A 15,957-nucleotide genomic window follows, 5' to 3' on the forward strand; every position below is an offset into this window, starting at 1 on the left:
ATTGGTAGACACGCTGGACTTAAAATCCAGTGAACAGCAATGTTCGTGCGGGTTCAAGTCCCGCTCTGAGTACTAAAACTTCAATTGGCTTTTGCTAATTGGAGTTTTTTTTTGCTTTATATTGAACTATAACTATATTTGCTGCAATCATTAATCTATTTGTATTGTTTCTACATGCTTAACTAGGTTTTAAAATATAGGATATGAAATTTTTTTTAATTATTTATTCGTTAGTATTATTTGTTTTGTCTATAGGTTCTTGTATGGGTCAAGAATTGAATCATAAAACTATAGGAAAGAAGGCTTTGTTGCAAAATGACACTGCTTTCGTTAATATTAAGGCTTTTAGTAAAGATTTTGTGTACGATATGAAGTATGCTACAAATGACAATTTCTTAAAGGAAAAAGTCTATAACTGTGGAGAATGTCTGTTGCGATTGAAAACTGTAAATGCTATCATTAAGGCAAATACTGTATTTATAAAAAAGGGATATAGAATTAAGTTTTTTGATTGCTATAGACCTTTAGATATTCAAAAGAAGATGTGGTCAATTGTTTCAAATCCAAAATACGTTGCAGACCCAGCAAAGGGATCTATACATAATAGAGGAGGTGCGGTCGATATTACTCTGGTAGATTTAGAAGGGAACGAAGTTGATATGGGGACTACTTTTGATTTTTTTGGAGAGAAAGCAAGTCATAATTATATGATGCTCTCTAAAGAGGTGATCGAGAATAGAAAATTGCTTAAAAAAATTATGGAGGGTGCTGGTTTTGTCTCTTTTGACTCTGAGTGGTGGCACTATAATTTGAAAACTGCACTCAAAGATAAAGTTTCAAACACTAAATGGGATTGTGTCGAATAATTATTCGACACAATGTAGATTATTAATAAAGTAGGTATCTGGTGTATAAGTTAAATTAGTTAACTCTGACTTGAATTCTTTTTTTATAATAAAATCTTCGGTTTCGGTTAAGTATTTTATACGCATCAATGAAAGAGGGGAGTTTTTTAAATCTTCCATACTTCCTTTTAAAAACATAAATGTCCCTGTTGTTACTCTATTGTCAAAGCCATTGTCATCACGTATTAATGTACCGCAATTTTCTTGGTTGGTATGTATTAATGTAATGATCTTTCCATCGTTAAGTTGGAGAAATAATTTTGACTTATTGTCAAAACAGTTCACCTTTAAGAAACCTTTACTTTTTTGTATTAGTTGAATGTTCAAAGTGGGTAGACCATCTGTTAAAGCTAGGGAATAAAAGATATAAGATGAGTTTCCAGCAAAGACTTTTTCGCTCATTAAATATTCTGTAGTTGATTTGTACGTGCCAATTGAATCTGTAACGTTGGTGCTGAAGTCACAAGGTGTTTGTGCAAATAGATTTCCTGTGATAATTAATAATAGTATTGTAAAAAGTGGTTTCATGTTATTATATTTTAGTGCAAATTAAAACTATTTTGTTGTTATTTTGGTCAGTAGTGAAAAAACAATATTGATTTCCACCTTCTTTTATTTTCCATTTTTTTCGAATATTTTCGACTGTTTCGGAAAAATTTCTTGTTGTAATGTTTGCTTTAGCGTTAAGCAAAAAAGATTTCATGTTTGCTTTATTGTACGGAATGTTTTTTATTATTTCAAAAGTTCTTCCGGGAAAATCAATGCATTCAGGGGAGGTGTATAAATGGGAGTGTTTGTGTAATTTTGAAATTGTGTATAAATGGGCGACTTGATCAAAACCTCCGGACTTCATAATAGCACTATTCGGTTCATATAAGTAACGTAAAGGCAAACTATAGTTAATGTTTATGGTGTTATTATTATATGTAAATTGAAAGGAATCTATTTTGTCTTTTAGAAGATTAACAGTTTTTATTATGATAGAGTCGTTATATCCTGCATGCAACTCCCATAATAACTCTTTGACTTCGTTATCAAGTGCTATTATGTGTACATTTTTCACATTTTTTAATTCGGATATCCCAGCTGCTAAGTCTAGTAGTGGGGCTGTTTTTATCAAAATGGATTTAGTTTTCTGAAAATAAAAGTCCAAGTTATCGGGTACATTTGGCAAACAATCTTTTAACATAAACACCTTTCCTTTGGCGTCATTACGTCTGGAGGGATCAATGTATATCCAGTCCCATTTGTTTGTAATTGAGTCTAGAGTTGTAGTACTATCGCCGGGGTAGCATTCAATGTTATTGATTTTTAACTGTTTGAAATTATGCTTTACAATTGTCGATAATTCGGTGTTAATTTCGCAATGGGCTACTTTTTTGATTTTTTGTGAAAAGTAATAATCATCCACTCCAAACCCTCCCGTTAAATCTATTAAAGAATCACCTGCTATTAAAGTGCTTTTATAGTATGCTGTTTTTTCGGAAGAAGTTTGCTCAATAGAAAGCTTAGTGGGATAAATTATATCATTAGTCTTAAACCAAGTAGGCAACTTGTCTTTGGCTTTAGCCTTAGCTTCTATTTGCCCTAGAATAGTTAACCATGCAATAGTAGGGAACGGATTTTTTTGAAGTGCTAATTTGGTTATTGGTACTTCTAAATTTTGGTTTATAAATAGTTGAATTTCAGTTTCTAATATGGAATGTTGCAATTTTATATTTTTTCAGTTAGAACAGAGACAATTTTATTGTTTGGAAAAAATTCCTTGGCAATTACTTTTATAATGGTATAAATAGGTATGGCGACTACCATTCCAAAAATTCCAAAAGTAATACCACTAATTAGGGTGACTAAAAATATTTCAAGAGGGTGTGAATTTACACTTTTAGAAAATATGATTGGTTGACTGATATTGTTGTCTATTATTTGAACAATTAAAAACCCAATAACGATATACATCGTAGTAGGTAGCATCTCTGTTCTAAAATCGGTTCCAATAGCGCTAATCAGTGTAAGAACAGCCGATAGTATGGTTGCAATTATAGGTCCTATATAGGGAATTACATTTAGTAAGGCACATAAGAATGCGATAATGAAAGCATTTTCACTTCCAAAAATAATAAGGACAATGAAATATAGTATAAATACAACTGTTAATTGAAGAAGTAGGCCTATGAAATAGCGCGCTAACAATTGATTTATTTTTTCAATCGAATTTAGAATTTTATCTTCTGTTGCATCTGGAAGAATTTTTTTTGCTTTTTCTTTAAAAATTAATTGATCTTTTAGAAAGAAAAAAGTAATGAAGAAAACAGATGCTAAACCCATTCCAAAACCAGCGATTAGATTTATTATGGTATTAATAAAATCAGTAAAGAAATTATAATTGATCTTTGATGAAAGATTAGCATTTTTTAAAATTCCTTGGATGTCAATATTGTTTATATTAAAGTAGTTTTCGATGTTATTTTCTAAGATTGTAAGTTGACTTTGAAGTAAATCTGTATCAAGGAGTGATAAATTTTCGGCTTGCGAAATAATTAACGGAACAAATAGAAGTACAAAGCCTACTAACATAAATACAAATAGCAGTAAGGTTGTTACTGTTGCAAAAATGTTTTTAAACTTGAGTCTTTTTTTTAAAAAGGTAATAAATGGATTTGCGATTAAGCAGAGAATTAATGAAATACACAAGTACAGGATAACAGTTTGTATTTGATAAAGAAAATACAATACAAAGCAAACTAGAATGATAGTTGTTAAGGCTCTTAATATCCCATTGGATATAATTTTTGATGTGATCATTATTATGTTTTTCAGGCTATAAATATAAAAAAAACTCGCTAACAAGTAGCGAGTTTTTAAGGTATAACTTCAAAAAAATTAATTGCGGAATCCTGAACGCACACCTCCAGCAACAAATAAAGCTGTCATTCTAGCTTTTTGTCCGTTGGTGAACATGTACATACCTCTATCATCTGTATAGTCCATGTAATTCATTGTCATTTCATTGTGCGCTGGCAAACAAGTACTCACGTATGGGTAAGTTGGTACTCCAAAGTTTGATGTTTTATGAACAGGAGTGTCCGAAACTAAATCGTCTCCACAAGAAGCATCACCCCAAATATGTCTAAGATTCATCCAGTGACCTACTTCATGGCTTGCTGTTCTTCCCAAATTGTATGGGTAACTAGCTGTAGTGATCCCAAAATAATCAGAGTCAATTACTACACCGTCAGTTGCACTAGCACCTCCAGGAAATTGTGCATATCCCAAGATTCCTCCACCTATGTTGCATGACCACATGTTTAATGTAGTAGTAGGTGAGGTTGGGTCTAAACCTCCTTTTTTTGTACTCTTCATGGCATCTCTTGTTCCCCATGATGTTTTATTTGTTGATTTTCGGTTGATTTTTATCAATTCAAATGTAATTCCAACGTTAGCGGCAACGCCTGCAAATTCGGCTGGGGTATTACTAAAATCAGTATTTGTAGCTGTGTAATCTTGGTTTAACACATCAATTTGGGATTGAATTTGTGCATCAGAGATGTTTTCGGCTGCTGTACTGTATAATACGTTTACAACGACAGGAATAATAATTTTCCCATTTACTAAACGACTGGTCAACATTGATTTTTGAGTAAAAGCTTCGATTTGATTCATGCGAAGCACAAGAGTTGGGTCGGCTTTTAGCTGTGCGTCAAGTACTTCCTGTGAAGCACAAGCTCTTTTTGCCATTGCATTTGTAGCATCGATAGTGCTTTCGGTTTGATCATTTTGACAAGAAAATAGTAATAACATTGTCATTGCAGATAAAATAACTTTTTTCATAATAATAGTAGGTTTTGTTATAAAAAACTAATTATTGGTTAATAATACAGCAATTTTATAACAAAAAATATGAATAAAAAAATATTTATAAAAAATAAATTAACATTTATTTAAGAACCCTTATTTGGCGCGGATTAGTGCTTTATAAAAAAAATAACGCTTTGTAAAAACAACTGTTTATTCCTACGATTAAGATTCTTAATTCCAATTCTTTTACAGCGTATTTTTAGATTCAATTAGGGAAAAAAAGTAGTAAGAGGTGTTTTTAATTGAAACAGGAAGGAATGATAATTTTACTACCGTGGCAAAAGAGCACTATTTAATTATTAAAGATATAATTGATGATATTAGCTCCCATTTTCAGTGCTTTTTCTCTAACTCCAGCAGGGTCGTTATGAACTTCAGGATCTTCCCAACCATCACCTAAATCGCATTCAAAGGTATATAACAAGACTAGTTTACTATCGATAAATATTCCGAAAGCTTGCGGACGTTTTCCTTCATGTTCATGGATTTTGGGTAAACCATTCGAAAATAAAAAAGGTTTTTGAAAAATTGCGTGAGTAGCTGGTATTTCGACTAAACTGTTGTTAGGGAATATCTTTTTTATTTCTTTTCGAATGTATTGATCCATACCGTAATTATCATCAATATGTAAAAACCCTCCAGATTGTAGGTACTTTTTTAGGTTGCTGATTTCGGCATCATTAAAAACTACATTTCCGTGCCCGGTCATGTGTACATACGGATAGGAAAAAATATCAGAACTACCAGGACTTACAGTTGCAGGTTTTGGCTTAATTATGGTACCAATATTTGCATTACAAAATTGAATTAAATTAGGGAGTGACGTTGGATTTGCATACCAATCACCACCACCATTGTATTTAACCAATGCGATTTCTTGAGCAAAAGAAGAAATAGAGATCAATAGGAAAACCGCATATAGTTTTTTCATAATTGTAGATGTTTTAATCTTCGTTAAAGAAAGCGACACTATGACAAGCAACTATTGCAGCTGTTTCTGTGCGTAATCGAGTTGTACCAAGTGAAACAGGAACGTATTCATTTGCGATAGCTAATGCAATTTCTTTTTCAGAAAAATCACCTTCAGGTCCTATCAGCATCGTGATGTTTTCATTTGCTTTCAATACTGATTTTAGTGACTTTTTATCGGTCTCCTCGCAATGCGCTATCAATTGTAGTCCGTTGCTTTTTTGCTTTATAAATTCTTTAAAAGTGATAGCATTGTTTAGTTTGGGTAAAAACAATTCATTAGATTGTTTCATTGCTGCCAAAATTATTTTCTCAAAACGTTCTTGATTTACTACTTTTCGCTCCGAGTGATCACAAATAATAGGGGTGATTTCTTGTACACCTATCTCAGTTGCTTTTTCAAGGAACCATTCGTATCTATCATTCATTTTGGTAGGGGCTACGGCAAGGTGCACATGTGCTTTTGGCGGAGCTTGTTGTGTGGAGGAAAGTATTTTTACGGTACACTTATTATCAGATGCTAATGTAATTTCGGTTTCAAATAACTCACCCAATCCATTAGTTACATGTAAAATGTCAGTATCTTTTTTTCGTAGAACTTTTATAATATGTTTGCTTTCGACCTTGTCAAATGTGAAGGTTTCATTTTTTTTGTCAATATCAGGACTGTAAAATAATTGCATAATTTAGAATTGTATTCGTGCTTTTGAAACTACAGATGAAGTTTCAAATTTTTGAGATAAAAATTTTTGATAACCTACAATTCCAATCATTGCAGCATTATCTGTTGTGTATTCAAATTTAGGTATAAAGGTTTTCCAACCGTATTTTTGTTCAGTTTCTTTCAGTGTTTTTCTAATACCAGAATTTGCAGATACACCGCCTCCAATAGCGATTTGTTTAATTCCGGTTTCTTTTACCGCTAATTTTAATTTATCCATTAAAATTTCGATAATTGTATGTTGGATAGAAGCACAGATGTCATTTAGGTTTTCGGTGATAAAATCAGGGTTTTCTAATTTTTTCTTTTGAATAAAATATAAAATTGCGGTCTTTAATCCCGAAAAGCTAAAATCTAATCCTGGTACTTTAGGTTTTGTAAAAGGAAAAGCTTTTGGATTGCCCAGTTGTGCATATTTATCGACTAATGGTCCACCAGGATAAGGAAGTCCTAATATTTTGGCACTTTTATCGAATGCTTCACCCACAGCATCATCAGTTGTTTCTCCGATAATTTGCATGTCAAAGAAATCATTGACTTTTACAATTTGGGTATGACCGCCACTAATTGTTAAGGCCAAAAACGGAAAGCTAGGTTTATCAAAGTTTTCTTCGTCAATAAAATGCGCTAAAATGTGCGCATGCATGTGGTTCACGGCAATTAATGGAATTTGCAAAGCAAGTGCCATTGATTTAGCAAGTGAGCTACCAACTAGGAGAGAACCCATCAAGCCTGGTCCTTGCGTGAAGGCAATTGCCGAAAGTTGGTCTTTTGTAATATTAGCTTTTTGCAATGCTGCATCAATTACGGGAACTATATTTTGTTGATGTGCACGTGAGGCAAGCTCGGGCACAACACCTCCATATTGAGTGTGAATGAGCTGGTTTGCAACAACATTCGATAATACTTTGTCGTTATTTAATACGGCAGCAGCTGTATCATCACAAGAGCTTTCGATAGCAAGAATAAAAACCTGGGAATTTTGCATAAAAAGGCACAAATTTTGGATTATATTTGACAAACCGATTTTATTTTTTTTATTTTTACGGCGCAGCCAAAATTAAAGAATTTTTATGAAAGGTGCCGCTCTTTCCTTGGGCAAAATAATTATTTAGAAAAAAATATAATAACAAAAGGTATCAAAAAATTCATCAAAATAATTTTTCGCTTCATTTTAGGATTAATCCTGCTCCTATTGGCGCTTGGTATTGCCCTTTCTTTGCCCTTCGTTCAAACTAAAGTTGCACAGTATTTTACGAATTCGATTAATAAAGATTTTGGGACAAAAATTGCTATTGATGAAGTAAGGATCTCCATTTTTGGTGGAGTTAAATTTAAAAATGTATTAATTTTAGACCATCATAAAGACACATTAATTTTTTCTAAAATAGTTAATACGAATATACTTGACGGGAAAAAGCTACTAGATGGCGATTTAATTTTTAAAGATATTCGGTTGGATGGGGTATTATTTAATTTAAAAACCTACAAAAACGAGAAAGAAACCAACATTGATCACTTTATCAATGCCTTTGGAACTGGAAAATCATCAGGCAAACATTTTTTGCTTAAAGCAAAAGAGGCGACAATCTCCAACGGTCGTTTTATATTGACTGATGAGAATAAAAACACTCCCAAACAAGTTGATTTCACTAGATTAAATGCTTCAATAAGTAATTTTTTATTGTATGGACCAGATGTAAGTACCTTAATCAATAAAATGTCTTTCTTAGATCATCGCGGACTGTATGTCGATAATTTGAGTTCGGACTTTAGTTACACCAAAAAGCAAATTAAACTGGCCTCTTTAAAAATTAAAACCAAAGAATCAGAGATCGATGCGGATGTTTATTTGAATTATAAGATCACTGATTTTGCCAATTTTACTGATAAAGTAAAATTTGATGTAAAAATCCATAAGTCTAAAATTGCTTCTAATGACATTCGTGTGTTTTACGACGAACTTGGTAAAAATCAGTTTTTTAATTTAAAAGGGGTTATTAAAGGGCCTTTGAATAATTTAAAAATCACTAAGTTGAATCTTGTAGACTCTAATAATACAAAAATGTATGGGTCTATTGTTTTTAAAAACATGTTTGGTAACAAGGATCAAAGGTTTTTGATGGATGCTGATTTTAGTAAACTATCCACTAGTTTTGATAACCTAGCTAGCATCCTTCCAAATGTTCTAGGGAAAAGATTGCCAATGGAGATGAAAAAGTTGGGTAATTTTGAAATTATAGGAGCTACTCAGTTGACAAGAACAGCAGTTTCTGCTGATTTCTCTTTAACTTCAGCTTTGGGTAATCTACAGTCGGTGCTAAGTATGACTAGTATTGATTTTATAGATAAAGCTAGCTACGTGGGCAATGTAGTATTGGATAATTTTGATGTGGGTGCTTTATTAGATCGAAAAGATTTAGGTAAAGTAAGCATGGACATTGATGTGGACGGGAAAGGTTTTACCGAAAAATATTTGAACACTTCTTTAAAAGGAGATGTGACTAAAATTTATTATAATGACTACACCTATACTAATGTTGTTGTTAACGGGAATTTTAAAGCGCCCAATTATCAAGGTCAAATTTCGGTAAACGATCCTAATTTGAGTATGAATTTTGATGGTTTGTTAAATTTTAGCAAGAAAAACACCAAATATGATTTTCATATTAATGTAGAAAATGCCGATTTGCATAAATTGAAGCTAGTCAAAGATTCTGTTTCGGTTTTTAAAGGAGATGTCTTGGTACAAGTTACAGGAAATACAATTGAAGATCTTCAGGGGAATATTTTTATCAAACAAACTTCATATCAAAATGTAAAAGAGACCTATTTTTTTAATGACTTTAATATATACTCGAGTTTTGATAATGAAAGAATTAGAACTATAACAGTCAACTCTCCAGACATTGTTGAAGGGCAAATTATAGGGAAATTTCAATTTAGTCAATTGGGGAATTTAGTTAAGAATTCATTAGGTAGTTTGTACACAAATTTTAAGCCTAATAAAGTAAGCAAGGGACAATTTCTTAAATTTAACTTTACCATTTACAATAAGATTATTGAGATATTCTATCCTGAAATTGCAATTGCAGCCAATACAATTGTAAAAGGGAATATCAAATCGGATATTCAAGAGTTTAAGCTTAATTTTAATTCTCCTCAAATTGTTGCTTCAAAAAATATTTTTGATAACATAAGAGTGGCAATTGATAATAAAAATCCGCTTTATAATGCGTATGTAGAACTAGATAGCATCAAGACGAAGTATTATAAAATTCGTGATTTTAGTTTGATTAATGTGACTATGAAAGATACTTTATTCTTTCGGTCAGAGTTCAAGGGAGGTTCTAAAGGAGATGATTATTTTAATTTAAACTTGTACCATACCATTAATGAGAATAATGACAATGTGGTTGGTATTAGTAAATCGGAGCTGAAGTTTAAAGATTATTTATGGTTTTTGAATGAAGAAGACACTCCAAATAATCAGATTGTTTTTGATAAATCGTTTAGAAATTTCAATATAGACGACATTATTTTATCGCACGAAAAACAAGCCATTTCATTAAAAGGAAAGATAAAGGATAATACAAATATGGACTTAAAGTTAAGTTTTAAAGATGTGGATTTATTCAAAATTACTCCAGCTGATGATAAATTTGTTTTTAATGGAAATATTAATGGAGAGATTAATTTTAAGCAAAATAATGCTATTTATAAACCCACAGCATCCTTAAAAGTAGATCATTTAAATATCAATAAAACGGATTTAGGTGTGCTAAGTTTTGATATTGAGGGAGACGAAAATTTAGAGAAATTTACCATTAATTCGTTTTTAGAGAATGAAAATTTAGAATCTTTGAATGCTTTTGGTAATTTTCAAGTGATTAATAAAGAAACTATTCTTGATCTACAATTAAAACTAGATAAGTTTAATTTGGGAATTTTGAGCTCAATAGGAGGGGATGTGATGACCAATATTAGAGGTTTGATTTCTGGAAATGCGGCAATCGAAGGTAATTTGAAGAAACCTAAAATAAATGGTCGATTGTATGCGGATCAAACCGGAATGACAATTCCTTATTTGAATGTCGATTATGTCTTGAATGATCGCTCGATTATTGACTTAGTTGATCAAAAATTCTTGTTTAGAAGTAATACGATTACAGACTCAAAGTTTGACACTAAAGGAACTTTAAACGGGTTAATCGAGCATAATAATTTTGGCGATTGGAAACTGGATTTAGCTGTAGATACGAAACGTTTTTTAGTTTTGGACACTAAGGACAAGGAAGATGCTGCCTATTATGGAACGGCGTTTATAGATGGTAGTGCTACAATAAAAGGCCCTACAAATGGATTGTTCATTAATGTAAGTGCGAAATCAGAGAAAGGGACAGCTGTTAAGATTCCTATAAATGATGCCGAAAGTGTAAGTGATAACAATTTTATTCATTTTTTAACGGCCAAAGAGAAGTACAATATTGAAAAAGGAATTGTTGATAACAGTAGGAAATATAAAGGACTAGAACTAGAGTTTGATTTAGATATCACACCAGATGCTGAAGTAGAGGTGATCCTTGATAGGAATTCTGGCCATGGTATGAAAGGAAAAGGATATGGATCCTTATTGTTTAAAATAAATACTCTAGGTAAATTTAACATGTGGGGAGATTTTCAGCCTTATGAAGGAAGTTATAATTTTAAGTATGGTGGACTAGTAGATAAGAAATTTGATGTTAAAAAAGGAGGTTCTATTTCGTGGGAAGGAAACCCTATGAAGGCGCAGTTGAACTTAGAAGCAGTGTATAAAACAATTGCGAACCCAGCGGTTTTATTAGAAAATTCATCATTTAATAAAAAAGTACCTGTAGAAGTTGTTATTGGTATAAAAGGAGATTTAGCAAGTCCTGAACCCGATTTTAATATCGAGTTCCCCACAGTAAGTAATGTGTTGAAATCGGAAATCCAATACAAGTTGAATGACAAAGATGTGAGGCAAACGCAAGCGTTGTACTTACTGTCTTCAGGTGGTTTTTTAAGTCCAGAGGGAGTAACACAATCTGATTTTTCTGGAAGTTTGTTTGAGACCGCTTCGAGTTTATTGGGCGGAATTATAAAATCTGACAATGAAAAATTCAAAGTTGGTTTTAATTATATTGCAGCTGATAGAAGAATTGGTAAAGAAACCGATGGTAGAGTTGTAGCAACTATATCGTCTAAAATCAATGAAAGAATTACCATTAATGGTAAAGTGGGGGTTCCTTTTGGAGGAATCAACGAGTCAGCTATCGTAGGGGATTTAGAGGTGCAATATAGAGTTAATGATGATGGTACACTTAATTTACGACTGTTTAATCGTGAAAACGATATCAATTATATAGGTCAAGGAATAGGTTACACTCAAGGCTTGGGAATTTCTTATGAAGTAGATTTTGATACTTTTAAAGAGCTGTTTAATAAGATTTCTAAAAAATATAAAATAGATACTCTAAATGGTAGCAACGATATTTATCAGGATTCAAGCCTGTCACCTGAGTATATCAATTTTACAAAACCCAAACAACCTAAAAAAGAAGATATTAATAAAAACCGTGACGGACTAATTCCGGACGAAGATTATTAAAAACAGAATTGTTTCTTACTTATAAATCACTTTTTATAGGGTCACTCTTTCTTTATACTCAAATAGCTTCTATTTTACACAGCTAAAGCACCGGTTCTTGTACCGATTTTTGAACTTGTAAACAATCAAAATGAGGTGCTTGTATAACAGTGCTAATTTCACTGATTTACATGCTCTTATTGCTACATTTCAAAATGATTAAAAAACAGTTTTTAATACTTAATTGTCAAATATTAATTGAATTAATTAACTTTTGTTGAAAAAAACATGATTTTTTTTGTTTTTTCGAAAACTTATTAACGAAAACGTTTGAATTCTGAATAGCAAACTAATTTAATATAAACATAACGCTTTAAGTGGGTTATGTTTCCTAATTTTACACTTTAATACTTAAATAATGCCAAAAACAATAAAAAAAATAGGGGTTTTAACATCAGGTGGTGATTCACCCGGAATGAACGCTGCTATTCGTTCAGTAGTTCGTACATGCGCATACCACAACATAGAATGTATAGGGATTTATAGAGGATATCAAGGAATGATTGAAGGAGACTTCAAGGATATGGGACCTCGATCAGTAAATAATATTGTAAATAAAGGTGGAACGGTTTTAAAATCGGCTAGATCTATTGAGTTTAGAACACCAGAAGGAAGAAAGAAAGCGCACGAGAACTTATTGAAGGCTGGAATTGATGCCTTAGTAGTGATTGGTGGAGACGGAAGTTTTACCGGAGGATTGCTTTTTAATAATGAATTTGATTTTCCAGTAATGGGGATTCCCGGTACGATAGACAATGATATTTTTGGTACAAGTCATACTCTAGGGTATGATACTGCTTTGAATACTGTTGTAGATTGTATTGATAAAATTAGAGATACAGCATCGTCTCACAACCGTTTATTCTTCGTGGAGGTAATGGGGAGAGATGCAGGTCATATTGCTTTGAATGCAGGAATTGGTGCTGGTGCCGAAGAAATTCTTATTCCAGAAGCTGATTTAGGATTAGAAAGATTATTAGATTCTTTGAAAAAAAGTAAAGCATCTGGAAAATCATCTAGTATTGTTGTAATTGCAGAAGGGGATAAAATAGGTAAAAACGTTTTTGAATTGAAAGATTACGTGGAGGCAAATTTACCTGAATATGACGTACGTGTTTCTGTATTAGGTCACATGCAACGTGGTGGCGCTCCATCTTGTTTTGATAGAGTTCTAGCTAGTAGGTTAGGGGTGAAAGCCGTAGAATCATTGATAGAAGGAAAATCAAACTATATGGTTGGTTTACAAAATGATAAAGTAAATCTTACTCCATTAGAGCAAGCTATAAAAGGAAAATCAGAAATTGATAGAGAATTATTGCGTGTTTCTGAAATCATGTCAACATAATAATGCTAAATACGATTGGTAGACAATCTATTTTTTTAAATGAATAAATAATAAAGAAATGTCAAAAGTAAAATTAGGAATAAACGGTTTTGGTAGAATTGGAAGAATTGTTTTTAGAGAGTCTTTCAATAGAGATAATGTAGAGGTAGTAGCGATCAATGATTTATTAGATGTAGATCACTTAGCTTACTTATTAAAATACGATTCAGTTCACGGACGTTTCAATGGAACTGTTGAAGTAAAAGAAGGAAAACTTTTTGTAAACGGAAAAAACATTCGTATCACTGCTGAAAGAAACCCAGCTGATTTGAAATGGAATGAAGTTGATGTTGATGTAGTTGCTGAGTGTACTGGTTTCTTTACAACTGTTGAAACTGCAAATGAGCACATCAAAGGTGGTGCTAAAAAAGTAATTATCTCTGCTCCATCTGCAGATGCACCAATGTTTGTAATGGGAGTAAATCATACTGAAGCTAAAGCTTCTGATTTGATCGTTTCTAACGCGTCTTGTACTACTAACTGTTTAGCTCCATTAGCTAAAGTAATCAATGATAATTTTGGAATTGTTGAAGCTTTAATGACTACAGTTCACGCTACAACTTCGACTCAAATGACAACTGATGGTCCTTCAAGAAAAGACTGGAGAGGTGGTCGTGCTGCATCATGTAACATTATCCCATCTTCTACAGGAGCTGCAAAAGCAGTTGGAAAAGTAATTCCTGAATTGAATGGAAAATTAACAGGTATGGCTTTCCGTGTTCCTACAACTGATGTTTCTGCTGTAGATTTAACAGTTAAAGTTGCTAAAGAAACTTCTTATGAAGAAATCATGGCTACTTTAAAATTAGCTTCTGAAACGACTATGAAAGGAATCTTAGGATTTACTGAAGACTTAGTGGTTTCTCAAGATTTCGTAGGAGATTCTAGAACTTCTATTATTGATGCAAATGGTGGAATTGGGTTAAACTCTACTTTCTTCAAAATCATCTCTTGGTATGATAATGAATATGGTTATTCAAGTAAATTAATTGATTTATCTGTTCATATTACAGGATTGAAATAATCTTTATAGTTTTATAAAATCCCGTTGATTTATTTTGACGGGATTTTTATTTTTTATTCATATATTGTCTGGGATTATATTTAGTCATCTTAAATTGATTCTAAAGCAAACCAAAACCTAAAAAAAATGAGATTAATTGTTGATAGTGGATCTACGAAAGCCGATTGGATTGCGATAGATGATAATGGTAAAATATTGTTTACAACACAAACTTTGGGATTAAACCCAGAAATATTAGAAAATGATGAAATTATTGAACGTCTAAACGATCGTTTTGATATTTTGCAAAATAAAAAAAATGCAACTCATTTGTTCTTTTATGGTGCAGGTTGTGGAACTGATAGAATGAAATTATCACTATCTCAAGCATTTCAAACGTACTTTCCTAATGCAATTATTTCTGTAGAGGAAGATACGTATGCTGCGGTATATGCAACAACTCCAAAAAATGAAAAAGCAATAGTTTCTATTTTAGGAACGGGTTCAAACTGTAGTTATTTTGATGGGAAAGAATTACACCAAAAAGTACAGTCATTGGGTTATATCGTAATGGATGATTGTAGCGGAAATGTTTTTGGTAAAGAATTAATTAGAAAATATTATTTCAATAAAATGCCAAAGGATTTAGCCGAAGCATTTGAAAAAGAATATAATGTAGATCCTGATTTTATTAAAAGCAAATTGTATAAAGAAGCCAATCCAAATGCTTATTTAGCGACATTTGCTAAGTTTTTAATTCAGCACAAGGAATCTGAATTATGTCGAAAAATCATTTTGAAAGGAATGAAATCTTTTGTAAAAAATTATATTAAACAATACGATAATTGTAAAGAAGTGCCTATTCATTTTGTAGGTTCTATAGCGTTTTATTTGAAAGAAGAGCTACAAGAAACTTTTGATAAATACGAGTTGCAATTGGGTAACGTTCTTAGAAGACCAATTGATGGTTTAATTGCGTATCATATTGCAAATAAATAGATGAAAATGATGGAAATTGCTGTGATAGCGCACGATGGAAAAAAGGTGGACATGGTTCAATTTTTGAACAAAAACATTGACGTTCTAAAAAACATAAAAATTAAACTGATTGCCACTGGTACAACAGGAGGGAAGGCTGAAAACGCTGGATTTAAGGTGAAAAAAATGTTATCGGGACCAATGGGTGGAGATGCGCAAATTGCCGCAAGAGTTGCTGAGGGAAAAACCAAGTTAGTATTGTTTTTTAAAGATCCATTGGCAAGCCACGCGCACGAAGTTGATATTAATATGTTATTGCGTGTTTGTGATGTTCATAATGTGCCTATCGCTACCAATGAAGCTTCGGCTCAGTTGTTGCTTAATGCAATTGTTTTGAGTTTATAAAGTATAATTTAGTAAAAAAAAATGTCCCAACTTATTAAAGTTGGGACATTTTTTTTATTGTGATAA

At 32.2% G+C, this 15,957-nt stretch carries 13 protein-coding genes; 6 read left to right on the forward strand and 7 right to left on the reverse strand.

Features of this window, described 5'->3' with window-relative positions:
* Window positions 1-203: 203 nt before the first annotated feature.
* Window positions 204-866: a M15 family metallopeptidase gene (locus H8R24_RS14805; RefSeq protein ID WP_187020552.1), complete on the forward strand. Its 663-nt coding sequence runs from the start codon at window positions 204-206 to the stop codon at window positions 864-866.
* Here H8R24_RS14805 and H8R24_RS14810 read toward each other — a convergent pair whose 3' ends face one another.
* The 7 genes from H8R24_RS14810 to tsaD form a co-directional block, all read right to left on the reverse strand.
* A complete protein-coding gene (locus tag H8R24_RS14810) occupies window positions 867-1,433 on the reverse strand; it encodes a hypothetical protein (protein WP_187020550.1) in 567 nt (188 codons plus the stop codon).
* A 4-nt stretch (window positions 1,434-1,437) separates the two neighbouring features.
* Complete coding sequence (locus H8R24_RS14815; protein WP_187020547.1) at window positions 1,438-2,616, reverse strand: THUMP-like domain-containing protein; 1,179 nt, start codon at window positions 2,614-2,616, stop codon at window positions 1,438-1,440.
* Window positions 2,617-2,618: 2 nt separating this feature from the next.
* A complete protein-coding gene (locus H8R24_RS14820) occupies window positions 2,619-3,710 on the reverse strand; it encodes an AI-2E family transporter (protein ID WP_187020544.1) in 1,092 nt (363 codons plus the stop codon).
* A gap of 78 nt (window positions 3,711-3,788) precedes the next feature.
* Entirely contained in the window at window positions 3,789-4,736 is a 948-nt protein-coding gene (locus H8R24_RS14825; protein ID WP_187020542.1) for a zinc metalloprotease, read from the reverse strand.
* Between the two features lie 319 nt (window positions 4,737-5,055).
* Window positions 5,056-5,694, reverse strand: a complete 639-nt coding sequence (locus H8R24_RS14830; protein ID WP_187038213.1) for a DUF4159 domain-containing protein — start codon at window positions 5,692-5,694, stop codon at window positions 5,056-5,058.
* Between the two features lie 13 nt (window positions 5,695-5,707).
* Entirely contained in the window at window positions 5,708-6,415 is a 708-nt protein-coding gene (locus H8R24_RS14835; protein WP_187020536.1) for a 16S rRNA (uracil(1498)-N(3))-methyltransferase, read from the reverse strand.
* A gap of 3 nt (window positions 6,416-6,418) precedes the next feature.
* The gene (gene tsaD / locus H8R24_RS14840) at window positions 6,419-7,441 is read right to left on the reverse strand and encodes a tRNA (adenosine(37)-N6)-threonylcarbamoyltransferase complex transferase subunit TsaD (protein WP_187020534.1); all 1,023 of its coding nucleotides are present in this window, start codon (window positions 7,439-7,441) and stop codon (window positions 6,419-6,421) included.
* A 207-nt stretch (window positions 7,442-7,648) separates the two neighbouring features.
* On the opposite strand from tsaD, the gene H8R24_RS14845 reads away from it, so the two are divergent.
* The 5 genes from H8R24_RS14845 to H8R24_RS14865 all read left to right on the forward strand — a co-directional run bounded on the left by H8R24_RS14845 (window position 7,649) and on the right by H8R24_RS14865 (window position 15,891).
* On the forward strand, window positions 7,649-12,082 hold the full coding sequence (locus H8R24_RS14845) for a translocation/assembly module TamB domain-containing protein (protein WP_225876834.1): 4,434 nt from the start codon (window positions 7,649-7,651) through the stop codon (window positions 12,080-12,082).
* Window positions 12,083-12,479: 397 nt separating this feature from the next.
* A complete protein-coding gene (pfkA, locus tag H8R24_RS14850; RefSeq protein ID WP_187020531.1) occupies window positions 12,480-13,466 on the forward strand; it encodes a 6-phosphofructokinase in 987 nt (328 codons plus the stop codon).
* A 58-nt stretch (window positions 13,467-13,524) separates the two neighbouring features.
* Window positions 13,525-14,529: a type I glyceraldehyde-3-phosphate dehydrogenase gene (gene gap / locus H8R24_RS14855; protein WP_187020529.1), complete on the forward strand. Its 1,005-nt coding sequence runs from the start codon at window positions 13,525-13,527 to the stop codon at window positions 14,527-14,529.
* Window positions 14,530-14,655: 126 nt separating this feature from the next.
* Window positions 14,656-15,507 carry an N-acetylglucosamine kinase gene (locus tag H8R24_RS14860; RefSeq protein WP_187020527.1) on the forward strand — a complete coding sequence of 284 codons (852 nt, stop codon included), beginning with the start codon at window positions 14,656-14,658 and terminating at the stop codon, window positions 15,505-15,507.
* Window positions 15,508-15,516: 9 nt separating this feature from the next.
* Window positions 15,517-15,891, forward strand: a complete 375-nt coding sequence (locus H8R24_RS14865; protein ID WP_187020554.1) for a methylglyoxal synthase — start codon at window positions 15,517-15,519, stop codon at window positions 15,889-15,891.
* Window positions 15,892-15,957 lie beyond the last annotated feature (66 nt).

It is taken from the genome of Flavobacterium muglaense, from assembly GCF_014305155.1.
In the GTDB taxonomy this organism is placed as follows: domain Bacteria; phylum Bacteroidota; class Bacteroidia; order Flavobacteriales; family Flavobacteriaceae; genus Flavobacterium; species Flavobacterium muglaense.